Source organism: Lentzea sp. (genome assembly GCF_035525475.1).
Lineage (GTDB): Bacteria > Actinomycetota > Actinomycetes > Mycobacteriales > Pseudonocardiaceae > Lentzea.
Window position 1 is genome coordinate 19590 of sequence record NZ_DATLEC010000251.1, and the last position, 14582, is coordinate 34171.

Consider the following 14582-nt stretch of genomic DNA (forward strand, 5'->3'; position numbering starts at 1 on the left):
CAGAGCAGAACCTGCACGTGGCAGAAGGTGGTTGTCGTCGAAGGCGTTGCTGTGCTTTCGTTGTTACCCGAATCAGGTGACACGTGTAACGCATATCAGGACGTGTCGCGACAGGCCGGGCATGCGCATCGCCGTAGCCGCCACTTTGCTGTTGCTGACCGCCGCGTGCTCGAGCACGCCGCCCGCCACCACCGCGGCGGGCACGTCCGCGCCGACCACTGCCACGCCCGTCCAGACGGCACCTGCGGCGACCACGGCCCCGCCTGCGCCGGCCGTGAAGACCTGCACGGTGCCCAACGTTGTCGGCATGATCCATCAGACAGCGCAGGACACCATGCAGAAGGCTGGTCTGTTCCTCCTGACCGAAGAAGACGCGAGCGGCCAGGGCAGGCTGCTCATCAACGACCGCAACTGGAGGACCACGAAGCAGAATGTGGCGGCCGGCGAGGTCGTCGACTGCAACACGAAGATCCTGTTGTCCGCCGAGAAGATCGACGGCTGACGACCACCGCTGATCGTGGCCCTTTCACGGTCTTGCGGTGCTGAACCGGCACCAGGTCGTCCTGTCGACCGGCCGTTCTCACTCTTCTCGATGTCCCGCTACAGCTGCCGGCTTCCCTCTGTCGACGGCACGAGGTCCGGGAAGCTCTCGTCGCGTTTCCTGAGCCAGTGGGAAATGCGTCCAGGAGCTTGGGCGTAAGGATCGGTCAAGCCGAGCTTGCGGGCGGCGTCGATGGGCCAGTGCGGGTTGTGCAGCAGTTCGCGGCCCAGGGCGACGAGGTCGGCTTGCCCGTTCTCGACGATGGCCTGGGCGTGCGCGGCGTGGACGATGTACCCGACCGCCATCGTGGTGAGGCCCGTCCGCGTGCGGATTTCTTCCGCATGAGGCACTTGGTAGCCGTAGTCGGTCTTCGTGCCGGGTGCCGGCACGCCGGTCAAGCCTCCCGAGCTGCAGTCGATGACGTCCACGCCGTGTTGCTGGAGTTCTCGCACCAGCTCGACGGTCTGGTCGATCGTCCACTCGACGTCCACGCAGGAGAGGCGGACGAACAGTGCCTTGCCGGCCGGCCAGACCGCCCGCACCCGGTCGACGATCTCGACCAGGAAGCGGAGCCGGTTCGCCGTCGAGCCGCCATAGCGGTCCGTGCGCCGGTTCGACAGCGGCGACAGGAAGGTGTGGATCAGGTAGCCGTGTGCTGCCTGCAGTTCGAGCACCTCGTAGCCGGCCTCGTCCGCTCGCCGGGCCGCGTTCGCGAACGCGGTCACGGTGTCCTCGATGTCGCGGATCGACATCTCGGCGGGCACACCGGATCCGTTCGCCGTGATGGGCAGTGCGCTGGGGCCCAGGAGCTGCCAGTCCGCGCTCGCGGGCGGCTCGTGCTCGTGCGCTGCCCACGGTGGTGTTCTGCGTCCTTTGCGGCCGGCGTGGATGAGCTGGATCCCCGGAACGGCGCCGCCGGACTCCACGACCTCCACGAGTCGTGCGTGGTGCGGGACCAGGCTGTCGTCCCAGAGACCAAGGTCGCCCACTGTTCCCCGGCCGACCCTGCTCACCGTGGTGCCTTCTTGGATGACCAGCCCCGCACCGCCTTCCGCGAGCCGTCCGTAGTGGACGACGTGGGTGGACGTGGGTCGTCCGTCCACACCGCTGTACTGCCACATCGGCGAGACGACTATCCGGTTTTTCAGTCGCACTTCACGGATCTGGAGTGGACTGAAGAGGTGTGGTGTCATTCGGCCGTTCCTTCGATCAGCGGGCTTGAGCCGAGCCGCGGTATGCGTTGACAGGTGACGCGTGCATGTCTAGCTTCATGCTACCCATCAACACGGTGTACCGCATAGTGGCACAGGGAGCGTTCATGGCGAGAGTGAGCGGCACGGTCGACCGCGAGGTGCGGCGCTCAGGGGACACGACCATCCGGTACACGGTCAGCGGCTCCGGTGAAGGGCCGACGGTGGTCTTCGTGCACGGCTGGGCGTGTCATCGCAAGGACTACGAGGCGGTGACCGGACACCTGCCGGGCGAGTTCCGCGTGATCGCGGTCGACCTCGCCGAGCACGGTGAGTCGCGCTCGACGCGTGATGTCTGGACGATCGAGGAGTTCGGCCGCGACGTGGTGGCGGTGCTCGACGCCGAAGCGGTGCGCGAGTGCGTCGTCGTCGGCCATTCACTCGGTGGCGCGGTCGCCGTGGAGGTCGGCCGGTTGTGTCCCGACGTCGTCACGCGCATCGTCGCCCTCGACGCCCTGCACTACCTCTTCCTCTTCGAGGCTCTGGACGAGGAGCAGGCCGAGGGTTTGCTGCGCCCGGCTCGTGAGGACTTCGCCGGGCTGGTGCGCGGCATGGTCGAGGCGGGCTCGCCGGCGGGCACCGACGAGGCCCTGAAGAACGCGCACTTCGAGAAGATGGTGGCCGTGCGGCAGCCGGCGGGTGTGCGCGCGTTCGAGGGGCTCGTCGCGTGGGACATGGGCGAGGCGCTGAACGACGTCAAGCAGCCGATCACGGTGTTCGGTGTGCGTTCGCTCGTCACGCGGGAGGCCGTCGAACGCCTCGGGAGCCGGGTCGAACTCGTGCTCGTCGACCTCGGCAGCCACCACTTCCACGTGGAGTCGCCGAAGGCGACGGCCGAGCTCGTCGCGGGCGTCGTGAACGTGTGACGGCGGGCGCGGTCAGGCGGAGGAGACCAGTTCGCTGATCTCGTCCGCCGCCGCGACGACCAGCCGTGCCAACGACTTCTCCCGCTTGCGGTCGTAGCGCATCGTGGGGATCGCCAGTGTCACCGCCGCGATGGGCCGCCCGGTCGCGTTGCTGATCGCCGCGCCGATCGACGCGACGTGCGGGCGGAACCACGACGACATGTCCAGCGCGTAACCGCGCTCGGCGGTCCTGGCGATCTCCTGCCGCATCTCGTCCGGGGCGAGCAAGGGCTTGTCGGCGAACGACTTCAGGTCCGAGCGCAGCAGTTCGTCGGCCTCGTCGGCGTCCAGCCTCGCCAGGATCGAGACGCCACCGGTGCTCGCGGCGAGCGGTATGCGCGTGCCGATGTCCATGAAAACGCGGACAACCTGGTTGCTCTCCTCTTGCGCGATGATCAGGTACTCGGCGTGGTCGCGCAGGCCGAGCAGGACGGTTTCGCCCGTCTCGGCGGCAAGGCGCTTGGTCACCGGCCCCGCGGCCTCCCGCAGGTCCTTCTCGCCCGCGCCGCGCAACCCCAGCATGAGCGCCTTCATCGTCAGGCCCCACCGCGCGTGTTCGACGTCCACGACCCTGAGCCAGCCGGCCTGCTGGAGCGTGACGAGGCACCGCTGCACGGAGCTCTTCGGGATGCCGGTCGCCCGCGACAGCTCCGAGACGCCGATCGGTTGGCGCGCCGCGACTTCCTCGAACACGCGAAGCGTGCTGAGCACGCTGTTCATCGAGCGGATGCCGCTGTTCTGCCTGTCCTTGTCGGCCGCGTCGCCGGCCCGCTCGTCGGTGTCCATCGCGGCGAAACGTACCACTACGACGCACGGCTGTGCCTCATGTCGGCACGGCGGTCCTTCACAAACGCCACAGTGCTGGACTACTCTGCGGCACGTCGTGCCGCTATATGGAACGAGGTATCCCTGTGGACTTGATCGTGGTGGGAGATGTCGTCGTCTCGGGATGGACCCGGCGCCCGGCCGGGGATCCTCCGATGCCGGGCGACTCGGCGTTCGGGCTGTTGCGGGGCGGCGACCTGACCATCGGCAACCTCGAGGTCCCGTTCACCGGGCGTGGACAACGCGCGGAGAAGCTGGTCGCCATGCGCGCGCCCCTCTCGGGCGCAGAGGAACTGGCGGCGCTCGGGTTCGACCTGGTGTCGCTCGCCATGAACCACGCGCTGGACTTCGGTGCCGACGGCATGCGCGACACCGTCGAGGCGCTGGACGCCGCGGGAGTCCTGCACGCGGGCTTCGGCGAGTCGATCACCGAGGCCACCCGTGCCCGAGTCGTGCCGGTCGGCGGCGACACGCTCGCGTTCTTCAGCTTCTGCTCCGCGCTCCCGTCTGGGTTCGACGCGACCGCCGACCGTCCGGGCATCGCCCCGATCCGGGTGCGCCAGAGCTTCGAGTACGACAGCGGCTTCCTGGCCGAAACACCGGGCACCCCGCCGTTCGTGCACTCCAGCGCCTACGAGCCCGACGTCCGGTTGGCTGAGGAACTGATCCGGGAAGCCAGGCGCGCCAACGACCACGTCGCCGTCGCACTGCACTGGGGCGTGCCGCACTGCTACCTGCCGGCGGCACAGGGGCCGCTCGCTCGGTACCAGCAGCCCCTGGCCCGGCGTCTGGTCGACGCCGGCGCCGACCTCGTCATCGGACACCACCCGCACTGCCTGCACCCTGTCGAGTTCTACGGCAACGGGCTGATCCTGTACTCCACGGGCAACTTCGTCTTCGACTGGTGCGACGGGTGGAACGCGGAGTCGATGGTCCCGCGGGCGGGTGCGTACGCGCCCTACGCACCCGCGTTGGTGCAGGGTCCCTGGTTCGAGAGCGCAGTGTTCCGCGTGCGGCTGGGCGGTGCCGACGGACCCGAACTGCGCCTGGACCCGATCGAGCTCGACTCCGACAGCCAGCCGATCATGCCGAGGCCGGAAGCCGCGGCGTCGATCCTCGCGCAGGTCGCGGCGATGTCGAAGGCGCTTGATCCGTCCATTGTGGTCGATGACGACGGCACCGTGCGGCGCCACCGATGACCCCGAGCGAAAGGCCGACGTCGATGTACAGCCCAGCCGCGAAACCGTCCGACTACGAGTCCTTCCCCTACGCACGCCGCGGAGCCGACTTCCCCGCTGTCGAACTGGCGGACCCGAGCAGCCGTCGAAGCCGGTTCGCCGGGCCGCTGGACCAGGACGGCGCGCAGCGGGTCGACCGCCTGCTGGCGGAGAACGTGGTGATCAGTTTCCACGACCATCCGCAACTGCTCCCGGTGGACATGTCGGACACGACCGCGTTCCTGCGGTCCAGGCACGAGTTCACCGCCTTCAGCGAGCTGCGCCGGTCCGGTCTGACCGCCGTGTTCGACAACTGGTTCGGCGTCATCGGCGGTACCCGCCGGTCGGGGTGGAAGTGGGACGACCTGGTCATGACACTGGGCCTGCGCCTGGCGGACCTCGCTCACCAGGACGGTGTCGTGGCCGCCCGTTCCGTCCAGGACATCCTCGACGCCAAGCGGAACGGCCACATCGCGTTCGTCATGGGCACCGAGTCGGCTGGGATGATCGAGAACGAGCTGGACCGCGTCGACGTCCTCTACGGACTGGGCATCCGGCAGATGGGCCTGGTCTACTCCGAGTCGAACACGCTGGGCAGCGGCCAGAAGGAACAGCGCGACGGTGGACTGACGGCCTTCGGGCGGCAGGCCGTACGACGCATGAACGCCCTGGGTGTCCTCGTCGACGTCTCCCACGCGAGCGACCGGACGTGCCTGGACGCCATCGCACTGTCGTCCAAGCCCGTCGCCATCACCCACGCCGGTGCGCGGTCGGTCTGGCCGATCCCGCGGATGAAACCCGACGAGGTCCTGAAAGCCTGCGCCGAACGCGGTGGCGTGCTGGGCATCGAGGCGGCACCGCACACGACCGTCTCCCACGACCACCGCGCCCAGTCCATCGAGTCGGTGATGGACCACTTCACCTACGCCGTCGACCTGATGGGCATCGAGCACGTCGCGTTCGGCCCAGACACCCTCTACGGCGACCACGCGGGCTTCCAAAAAGCCATCAGCGACGTCGTCGGCGCGTCCGCGGTGTTCGACTCGGGGGACCTCCGGCCGGAGCCCGTCACCCACGTCGACGGGCTGGAGAACCCGACCGAGAACTTCCGCAACATCACCGGCTGGCTGGTCGAGCACGGTTACAGCGACAGCGACATCACCGCGGTGCTCGGCGGCAACATCCTCCGTCTGCTGAACGAGGTGTGGCGATGACCGACATCGACAGCCGTATCGGAGAGGAGTTCGACCGGCTCCTGGGTCCGGTGCTGGAACTCTCCCACAAGATCAACGCCGACCCGGAGCTCGCCTTCGAGGAACACCGGACGTCCGCCGCGATCACCGCGATGCTGCGGGAACACGGGTTCTCGGTGGAAGAGCCGGTGGCGGACCTGCCCACGGCGTTCGTGGCGACCGCGGGATCCGGTGACCTGGTGGTGGGCATCTGCGCGGAGATGGACGCGCTGCCCGGCATCGGGCACGGGTGCGGCCACAACACGATCGCCGCGGCGGCCGTGGGCGCGGCACTCGCACTGGCGCCGGTCGCCGGCGAGCTCGGCCTGACGGTCAAGGTGTTCGGCACGCCGGCGGAGGAGCGGGGGACCGGCAAGGAGATCATGGTCAACCGCGGCGTCTTCGCCGGGACGCACGCGGCCATGATGGTGCACCCGTCCCTGAAGGACGTCGTCGCCCCGCAGTTCCGCGCCTCGCGGTCCTGGCGGATCGTCTACACAGGACGTGGCGGCCACGCGTCACGGCCGTGGAGCGCGCTCAACGCCGCTGACGCGACTGTGCTCGCCCAGACCGCGATCGGGTTGCTGCGCCAGCAGTTGCGCGACGGCATCAGGGTGCACCACGTCGTCAAGGAAATCGGGTCAGCCGTCAACGTCATCGCGGATCGCGCCGAGATGGAGTGCATGATCCGCTGCGACACGATCGACGAGGTCGACGACGTGTGGGAGCGGGTCCGGCGGTGCTTCGAGGCCGGAGCGCTCGCTACAGGAACCACCGTGGACCTCACCACGCTGCCATCGCTGTACCGGGAGTTCCGCCACGACCAGGACCTGGCCGCCCTCTTCCAGCGCCACGCGGAGGAGCTGGGCCGGACCTTCCCCGACTACCCGGACAAGCTGTTCGGCTCGACCGACATGGGCAACGTCTCGCAGGTGGTCCCCGCGCTGCACCCCATGCTGTCGTTCGACCTGCCGGCTGAGGACGGCAACCACACCGCCGCTTTCGCGGCCGCCGCCGGAGGTCGGGAGGGCGACCGGTTCGTGCGCGACGGCGGCCTGGCGATGGCGCTCACGATCGCGGAAGTCGCGCGGACGGAGAAGATCCGCACCCGGCTCATGACACCCGGCACCTGAGGAGACGCGCATGACCACAACACGCTCCGACGCCGTCCACTCGACGAAGCTGGACCGGAAGGGCCGCAAGGCGATCCTCGCCGGAAGCATCGGCAACGCCGTCGAGTTCGTCGACTGGGCCGTCTACACGACCTTCTCGTCCATCTTCGCGCGTCACTTCTTCCCGCCGGGCGACGACCGCGCGGCCTTGCTGTCCACCTTGGCGATCTTCGCCGTCGGCTTCGTCGTCCGGCCCGTCGGCGCGGCGGTCATGGGTGCGTACGCCGACCGGTACGGCCGCAAGAAGGGGCTCGTGCTCACGATCGGTCTGATGGCGGGAGCGACGTTCGTCATCGGCGTAGCGCCTTCGTACTCCCAGGTGGGACTGCTGGCGCCGATCATCCTGGTGCTCGCCAGGATGACCCAGGGTTTCGCCGCGGGAGGTGAGTTCGGGTCGGCGTCGGCGTTCCTGGTCGAGTCGGCGGCTCCGCGACGCCGTGCGTTCGCCGGCTCGTGGCAGCAGGTCTCCGTGGGCGTCGGCCTGCTCATCGCGTCGGGAATGGGCGCGGTCGTCACCTCCGCGCTTCCGAAAGACGCGGTGGACAGCTGGGGCTGGCGACTGGCGTTCGTGGTGGCATCGGCGCTCGGGCTCGTCGGCCTGTGGTTGCGGCGCTCGGTGGAGGAGACCGACTCGTTCCACCGCGGTGGAACGCGTACCGCGGACTCCGGCGAACGACGGCATGTGTTCACGAGAATGCTGCGGGAACACCCGAAGGCGGCGCTGCGGGTGTTCGGTCTGAACATCGCCGGAGTGGTGCTCTACAACATGTGGCTGACGTACCTGCCCACCTACGCGGCCGTCTCCACCGGCATCCCGTTGAACAAGGCCCTGCTCGCCAACGTCATCGGGCTCGTCGTGTTCGTCGTGCTGCTGCCGTTCGCGGGCCTGCTGTCCGACCGGGTGGGGCGCAGGCCGACCATGGTGGTGTTCGCCGGCGGCTTCCTGGTCTTCGCCTGGCCCGCGTTCCAGCTGATCACCGGCGGCTTCTGGCAGCTGTTGCTCGTGCAGCTCACCGGTCTGGTCCTGCTGCTGGGGTACTCGGCGAACGTCGCGGCCGTCATGGCCGAGCAGTTCCCCCCAGAGGTGCGCGCCACGGGCATCGGCCTGCCGTACGCCCTGTCCGTCGCCATCTTCGGCGGAACCGTGCCCTACCTCACCACGTGGATGACCACCAACGGGCTCGGCGGGTGGGTCTGGCTGTACTGCGCGATCGCCGCCGCCATCGGCCTGGTCATCTACCTGACCATGCCCGAGACGAAGGACAGGACGATCGACTAGATCCTCGGCTGCCAGGTCGTCCGCTCGCGGATGACCTGGCAGCCGACGGTGTCAGTCGATCGACAGCACGACCTTGCCGAAGCGATCGGGGCTGACGAGCCGTACCTGAGCCGCCGCGACGTCGTCCAGGGCGAACGTCGAGTCGATGACCGGGCGCAGCGTTCCATCCGCCAGCAGCGGAAGGAGGTCGCCCAGCTCGCGGGAATCCGCGGCGTGCGCTCCGAGGAACTCGATCTCGTTGCGGTACAGGCTGTACAGGTCGATCTCGGCACGGGCACCGGAATGCGACCCCATCCCGATCAGCCGCCCACCGCGGCGCAGCGCGTGGATGGACTCCTGGATCGTCGTGCCGCCGGCCGAGTTGTGGACGACGTCGACGCCCAGCCCGTCCGTCAACGCCCGCACGGCGCCGCTGAACTCGGGCTCCCGCCGGTAGTTCACGACTTCGTGGGCACCGAGCTCGACGAGCTTCGCGCGCTTCCCGTCGGTCCCGGTGGTGGCGATCACCCGCGCACCGAGGACGTTGGCCAGCTGCACAGCGGCGCTACCCACACCGCTACCCGCTCCGACGACCAGGACGGTCTCGCCGCGCCGCAGTCGAGCGCGCGTCACGAGCATGTGCCAGGCGGTCGTGTACGGCAGGATGCTCGCGGCCAGCTCGGTGTGGCTCAACGAGTCCGGAGCGGGAATCGCGTTGCGAGCGGGGACGTTGAGGTACTCGGCGTAGGTGCCGTCGGTGTGCTCGCCGAGGAACCGCAGCGCGCGGCACCTGCTGTCCACTCCGGACTGACACGCCTCGCACGATCCGCACACCAGGGTCGGCAGCAGCACGACCCGTTGGCCCACCTCCAGGTTCCTGACTCCGGAACCCACCTCGGCGATCTCGCCGGCGCCCTCGACGCCGAGGATGATCGGAAGTGGTGGCTGCTCGGGGAACCTGCCGTCGCGCACGATCACGTCGGCGCGGTTGAGACCGGCGGCCCGCAGCCGGACCAGCACCTCGCCCTCGCCGACCGCGGGCCGTGGCACGTCGTCGATCTCGACGACGCCGAAACGCCGCACGATGCCAGCCTTCATGGTCATTCGATTCCCTTCACCGGCTCATGCCGGTCGTTGCTCTGGCTCAGCTCGATGCGCGCGTTCGCCGTGACACGACCGGAGAGGTCGCGTACGGACGCCTCACGCCGGGAGCTGGATCTGGTGCTGCTCACCACCAGGCCCTGGTGGTCGAACAGCGGCGAGACGACCCGGTAGTCGATCGCCGTCGCGGTCGCGCCGGTGCGGCGCACGGACTCCGCCATGGCCAGCGCCTGCAGCGGGCCATGGGTCACCAGGCCGGGGTAGCCTTCGACGTCACGGGCGTAGTCGCGGTCGTAGTGGATGCGGTGGGCGTTGTAGGTCAAGGCGGAGAACCGGAACAACAGCACCGGGTCCACCGGGATCGACCATTCCCCTTCTCCGGGAGGCACGGGGGCGGCACTTGCGACCTCGGTGGGAGTGGTCGCGGCGTCGCGGTAGACGACATCCTGGTCCTCCACGACCTTCAGCTCTCCGTCCTGGCTGATGGTGTGCCGCACCACCACGAAGGACAGTCGTCCGGAACGTCCTTCCTTTTCTTCCGCGGACACGGTTTCGGTGCGCCGGGTCGCTTCTCGGCCCAAGATCAGCGGCGCGACGCGCGTGACCCGGCCGCCGGCGGCCATGCGACGACGACCCGGCCCTGGCGGAGCAGGGAGCACACCGCGGACGGGATGACCGTCGGCGCCGAGGTCCTGCCGAGGTGGCCTCGCCAGCAGGTAGACCCAGTGCCACAGCAGTGGTAGCCCGTCGGCCTCCAGGTCCGGCAGGTCGACCCCGAGCAGCCCGGCCAGGGCAGCGGCGGGTTCTGGCCGCAGCACCTCGGTGCACTCGACGACCTCGGGCGGCGGGGTCATGACGCGAACTCCGCGCGCAGTGCGTCGCTGTGCTCCCCGAGCGCCGGCACGGGCTTCATCGCCGGCTCCTGACCCGCGATCACGACGGGTGGCAGCAACGCCTGGACGACGCCGCCTGCAGCGTGCACCTGCCGCCAGCGGTCGCGCGCGACCAGCTGCGGGTGCGTCACCAGCTCCACCGGCCTGCGCAGGCGGGCGCAGGCGATCCCCGCCGCGTCGAGCAGCCGGACGACGCTGTCGGCGTCGGAAGTCGCGAAGGCCGACTCGATCAGCGGGGTGATCAGGTGGTCGTTGGCGACCCGTTCGGGATTGCGGGCGAAACGACGATCGCCGGCCAGATCAGGGCGCCGCAGCACCTCGTGGCACAGCCGCACCCACTCCCGGTCGCTCTGGATTCCGAGGAAGACCTGGTTCCCGTCACCCGTCTCGTAAGGGCCGTAGGGAGCGATCGACGCGTGTTTCGCACCGGTCCGGCGCGTCTCCAAGCCTCCGTAGGTGGCGTAATAGGCGGGCTGGACCATCCACTCCGCCACCGCGTCGATCATCGCGACCTCGACCGTCGCGCCGTTCCCGTGCCTGGCTCGATCGAGCAACGCGGTGAGGATGCCCGAGTAGGCGTACATGCCGGTCGCGATGTCGGCGACCGAGATGCCGACCTTGCACGGCTCGTCCGGCGTGCCCGTGGCGGTGACGAGCCCGGTCTCGCACTGGACGAGGAGGTCGTACGCCTTCTTCGCCCGATAGGGGCCGTCGGTCCCGTACCCCGAGATCGAACAGTGGACGAGTTCCGGGCGCGCCGCTCTGAGCGTCGCGGCGTCGAGCCCGAGCCGCTCGACCGCGCCGGGGACGAGGTTCTGCACCACCACGTCGGCCGTGCTGATCATGGCGTCGAGCACCCTCCGGTCCGCGGGGTCCTTGATGTCCAGTTCGATCGACTCCTTGCCGCGGTTCAGCCACACGAAATAGCTGGAATCCCCGTGAACCGCGCGGTCGTAGCCGCGGGAGAAGTCGCCCTCGCCAGGCCGTTCGACCTTGATGACACGGGCGCCGAGATCGGCCAGTTGCCGCGTGGCGAACGGTGCGGCGACGGCTTGTTCGAGCGCGACGACGGTGGTTCCTTCGAGAGGAAGCATGGAAGGCCTTTCACAACTGGTGCTCAGAGCTGCAGGATCGCTCGGGCGCGGTCGATCACGGGCTTGTCGATCATCCGTCCGTCGGGACCGGTGACCGCTCCTGAGGACCCCTCGGCGGCGCGGAGCACGTTCCGCGCCCACTCGACCTCGTCCGCGCTGTGGCTGAGACCGCGCGCCGTCGCGGCGACCTGTGCCGGGTGGACGCAGAGCTTGCCGCGGAAGCCGAGGGTCCTCGACCGGCGCGCGAGATCCTCCATCCCGACGGCGTCGTGGATCACCGTCGAGGGGCCGTCGACGGGCGGTGGCAGGCCCGCGACGCGGGACGCGAGCACGATCGTGGTGCGAGCCGGCAACATCGCGTCGTGGGTGTCGTCGGCTCGGAGGTCGGCGGCCATGTCCAGCGAACCGAACGCCAGCCGGCCCACACCGCGGGCGGCCGCGATCTCGTGCACCCGGTGCAGCCCGGCCGCGGTCTCGATCAGCGCCAGCAGCGGTACGTCCAGCTGCGTGGCCAGCACCGCCAACGATTCGGGGTTCTCGGCTTTGGGCACGACCACGCCCAGGAGCCCGGCCGCCCCGGTGACGGCGGCGACGTCCTCGGCGAACCAGTCGGTGCCGGCGGCGTTGACGCGGACCCACGCCTCGCCGCCGCTTCCCAGCCACCGCACCGTTTCCGCGCGAGCCGCAGGCTTGTCCTCCTGGCGCACCGCGTCCTCCAGGTCGACGATGACCGCGTCGGCACCCGAGGCCGCTGCCCTGGCGAAGCGGTGCGGGGTGTTGCCGGGCACGAACAGCCACGTGACCGCGTCGATGCCGGCCATCACCGCAGCGGGTTCCGCTTGACGAGCTGGCGCGCGATGACGTTCTTCTGGATCTCGTTGGTGCCCTCACCGACGATCATCAGTGGCGCGTCGCGGAAGTACCTCTCCACGTCGAACTCGGTCGAGTAGCCGTATCCACCGTGGACGCGGATCGCGTCGAGCGCGATCTTCATGGCCGTCTCGGACGCGAACAGCTTCGCCATGCCCGCTTCCATGTCGGCCCGTGCACCCGAGTCGTAGCGGCGAGCGGCGTACTGCACCAGCTGCCGCGCGGCCGTCAGCTGGGTCACCATGTCGGCCAGGTGGTTGCCGATCGACTGGTGCTTCCAGATCGGCTGGCCGAAGCTCTCGCGCTCCTGGCTGTAGCGCACCGCGTCCGCCAGCGCGGCCGCACCGACTCCCAGCGCCCGCGCCGCCACCTGGATGCGACCGACCTCGAGCCCGCGCATCATCTGGGCGAAGCCCAGGCCCTCCTCCGTGCCCAGCAACGCCGTGCGGGGCACGCGGAAGTCGCTGAAGGACAGTTCGCAGCTCTCCACGCCCTTGTACCCGAGCTTCGGCAGATCGCGGGACACCTCGAAACCAGGCCCCTTCCCGACGAGCAGGATGCTCATGCCCCTGTGCCTGGGCTCAGCCGCGGGATCGGTGAGACACAGCAACGCCACGAGGTCGGAGCGGCGGGCGTTCGTGATCCACGTCTTGGAGCCGTTGACCACGTAGTCGGCGTCCTCCTTGCGCGCCACCGTCCGCATCGCCTGGAGATCCGACCCGCCGCCGGGCTCGGTGAGCGCCATCGTCGCCCGGACCTCACCGGTGGCCATCTTCGGCAGGTAGTGGTCCTTCTGCTCCTGTGTTCCGTGGTCCAGCAGGAGTTTCGCGACAACGCTGTGCCCGCCCACGGCTCCGGCGAGACTCATCCACCCGCGGGCGAGCTCCTCGGTCACCGCGGCGTAGCAGGGAGTGGAGACACCGGCGTCGTTCCACGGCTCGGGGATGGCGAGCCCGAACATGCCCAGCCGCTTCATGTGTTCGACGAGCGCCTCGGGATAGGTGCCGGCGTGTTCGAGCTCGCGCACCACGGGCTTGACCTCGCGGTCAACCCAGTCGGCCACGACCTCGACGATCGCTGTCTCCTCCGCACTGAGCTCGTACATGGTCAGCCTCTCGAAGCGAAGAACGGGACACCTCATCCTGCTTCGTTATAGGACGCCATGTGAAATGCTGTTTAGTGATGCCCCCAGCCGAGAGTGGCATGACCGCACACCGGGAGCGCGGATGGACCTGAAACACCTGACGGCGCTGGTGACGGTGAGCGAGACCGGCAGCGTCACCAAGGCGGCCCGCCTGCTCCGCGTGGTCCAGCCCGCGGTCAGCCGGTACATCCGCGCACTGGAGGACGAGGTCGGTGTTCTGTTGTTCGAGCGCACCCCGCAGGGCATGACGCTCACTCCGGCGGGGGAGATCCTGGTCGAACGGGCACGACGCGCTCTGCTCGAACTGGAACGGGCCAGGGCCGAGATCCGGCCGGACCGGCAGCACGTCCAGGGGATCGTGACGCTGGGCCTGCTCGAGAGCGCCGCCGAGCTCCTCGCCGGACCGTTGCTGGAATCAGTGGGACGTCAGCACCCCGGCATAGATCTGCGCGTGCTGAGCGCGTTCTCCGGCCACCTGCAGCAGTGGCTGCTCGACGGTGTGGCCGACATGAGCCTGCTGTACGACCTGGCGTCGCCGCCGTCGATCTCCACAACGCCCGTGTTGCGGGAGTCGCTGTGGGCGGTCGCGCCACCCGGCACGGTCGTCGCCGACGACGGCGCCGTGCCTTGGGGCTCCCTCGGGCGGCAGCGGCTCGTCCTTCCCGTTGAGGGGCACGGCCTGCGCACCCTCATCGACCAAGCACTCCACACCGCCGGTGTCGAGCCCACGATCACGTGCCAGACCAACTCGATGCTCGTGCAGAAGAAGCTGGTCGCCACCACCGGCGTGTGGAGCGTCCTACCGGCCGCGAGCATCGCCGAGGACGTGGCAACCGGACGACTCGCCGGCGGTCGTCTCACCGGTCCCGAGGTCTCCCGCACCATCGTGCTCGCCCTGCAGCGAGGAATCCGGGTGTCACCCGCCGTCGAAGTCGTGGCCGTCGAAGTGGTCCGGGTGATGCGCCGATTGGTCGGAAGCGGGGCTTGGCCGACGGCGCACGTCGTTGCCCAGCCGGGATGACGCGTCGGGACGGAACCTGCATGCCATCCGCACTCCACTGGAGGAATGATGGCCATGAG

General features: G+C 69.2%; 15 protein-coding genes. 7 read left to right on the forward strand and 8 right to left on the reverse strand.

Annotated elements, in window-relative coordinates:
• Window positions 1-72 precede the first annotated feature (72 nt).
• Window positions 73-288: a hypothetical protein gene (locus VM306_RS38170; protein WP_325523838.1), complete on the reverse strand. Its 216-nt coding sequence runs from the start codon at window positions 286-288 to the stop codon at window positions 73-75.
• A 19-nt stretch (window positions 289-307) separates the two neighbouring features.
• On the opposite strand from VM306_RS38170, the gene VM306_RS38175 reads away from it, so the two are divergent.
• The gene (locus tag VM306_RS38175; protein WP_325523840.1) at window positions 308-502 is read left to right on the forward strand and encodes a hypothetical protein; all 195 of its coding nucleotides are present in this window, start codon (window positions 308-310) and stop codon (window positions 500-502) included.
• Between the two features lie 98 nt (window positions 503-600).
• Here VM306_RS38175 and VM306_RS38180 read toward each other — a convergent pair whose 3' ends face one another.
• On the reverse strand, window positions 601-1734 hold the full coding sequence (locus VM306_RS38180; RefSeq protein WP_325523842.1) for an NADH:flavin oxidoreductase/NADH oxidase: 1134 nt from the start codon (window positions 1732-1734) through the stop codon (window positions 601-603).
• Between the two features lie 125 nt (window positions 1735-1859).
• Here VM306_RS38180 and VM306_RS38185 point away from each other — a divergent pair, with 125 nt between their 5' ends.
• The gene (locus VM306_RS38185; protein ID WP_325523844.1) at window positions 1860-2657 is read left to right on the forward strand and encodes an alpha/beta hydrolase; all 798 of its coding nucleotides are present in this window, start codon (window positions 1860-1862) and stop codon (window positions 2655-2657) included.
• A 12-nt stretch (window positions 2658-2669) separates the two neighbouring features.
• Here VM306_RS38185 and VM306_RS38190 read toward each other — a convergent pair whose 3' ends face one another.
• Complete coding sequence (locus VM306_RS38190; protein ID WP_325523846.1) at window positions 2670-3482, reverse strand: IclR family transcriptional regulator; 813 nt, start codon at window positions 3480-3482, stop codon at window positions 2670-2672.
• A 125-nt stretch (window positions 3483-3607) separates the two neighbouring features.
• Here VM306_RS38190 and VM306_RS38195 point away from each other — a divergent pair, with 125 nt between their 5' ends.
• The 4 genes from VM306_RS38195 to VM306_RS38210 are packed head-to-tail and all read left to right on the forward strand — an operon-like array spanning window position 3608 to window position 8421.
• Complete coding sequence (locus VM306_RS38195) at window positions 3608-4720, forward strand: CapA family protein (RefSeq protein ID WP_325523848.1); 1113 nt, start codon at window positions 3608-3610, stop codon at window positions 4718-4720.
• Window positions 4717-5952, forward strand: a complete 1236-nt coding sequence (locus VM306_RS38200) for a dipeptidase (RefSeq protein ID WP_325523850.1) — start codon at window positions 4717-4719, stop codon at window positions 5950-5952. Before VM306_RS38195 ends, VM306_RS38200 begins: the two co-directional genes overlap by 4 nt.
• On the forward strand, window positions 5949-7103 hold the full coding sequence (locus VM306_RS38205) for a M20 family metallopeptidase (protein ID WP_325523852.1): 1155 nt from the start codon (window positions 5949-5951) through the stop codon (window positions 7101-7103). Before VM306_RS38200 ends, VM306_RS38205 begins: the two co-directional genes overlap by 4 nt.
• Before the next feature lie 10 nt (window positions 7104-7113).
• Window positions 7114-8421 (forward strand): MFS transporter, encoded by a 1308-nt coding sequence (locus VM306_RS38210; protein ID WP_325523854.1) that lies wholly within the window; start codon window positions 7114-7116, stop codon window positions 8419-8421.
• Window positions 8422-8472: 51 nt separating this feature from the next.
• Here the strand turns inward: VM306_RS38210 and VM306_RS38215 are convergent, their stop codons facing one another.
• Genes VM306_RS38215 through VM306_RS38235 form a run of 5 tightly spaced genes read right to left on the reverse strand, consistent with a single transcriptional unit; the run spans window position 8473 to window position 13463 of the window.
• Window positions 8473-9504 (reverse strand): alcohol dehydrogenase catalytic domain-containing protein, encoded by a 1032-nt coding sequence (locus VM306_RS38215; RefSeq protein WP_325523856.1) that lies wholly within the window; start codon window positions 9502-9504, stop codon window positions 8473-8475.
• Window positions 9501-10355, reverse strand: a complete 855-nt coding sequence (locus VM306_RS38220) for a mesaconyl-C4 CoA hydratase (protein ID WP_325523858.1) — start codon at window positions 10353-10355, stop codon at window positions 9501-9503. The genes VM306_RS38215 and VM306_RS38220 overlap by 4 nt, the downstream gene beginning before the upstream one ends.
• The gene (locus VM306_RS38225; RefSeq protein WP_325523860.1) at window positions 10352-11488 is read right to left on the reverse strand and encodes a CaiB/BaiF CoA-transferase family protein; all 1137 of its coding nucleotides are present in this window, start codon (window positions 11486-11488) and stop codon (window positions 10352-10354) included. The genes VM306_RS38220 and VM306_RS38225 overlap by 4 nt, the downstream gene beginning before the upstream one ends.
• Window positions 11489-11511: 23 nt before the next feature.
• Window positions 11512-12309 (reverse strand): CoA ester lyase, encoded by a 798-nt coding sequence (locus tag VM306_RS38230; RefSeq protein WP_325523862.1) that lies wholly within the window; start codon window positions 12307-12309, stop codon window positions 11512-11514.
• Window positions 12309-13463: an acyl-CoA dehydrogenase family protein gene (locus VM306_RS38235; RefSeq protein WP_325523863.1), complete on the reverse strand. Its 1155-nt coding sequence runs from the start codon at window positions 13461-13463 to the stop codon at window positions 12309-12311. The genes VM306_RS38230 and VM306_RS38235 overlap by 1 nt, the downstream gene beginning before the upstream one ends.
• 121 nt (window positions 13464-13584) lie before the next feature.
• Between VM306_RS38235 and VM306_RS38240 the strand changes: the two genes are divergently transcribed.
• Window positions 13585-14523 carry a LysR family transcriptional regulator gene (locus VM306_RS38240; RefSeq protein ID WP_325523865.1) on the forward strand — a complete coding sequence of 313 codons (939 nt, stop codon included), beginning with the start codon at window positions 13585-13587 and terminating at the stop codon, window positions 14521-14523.
• The last annotated feature ends 59 nt before the right edge of the window (window positions 14524-14582 follow it).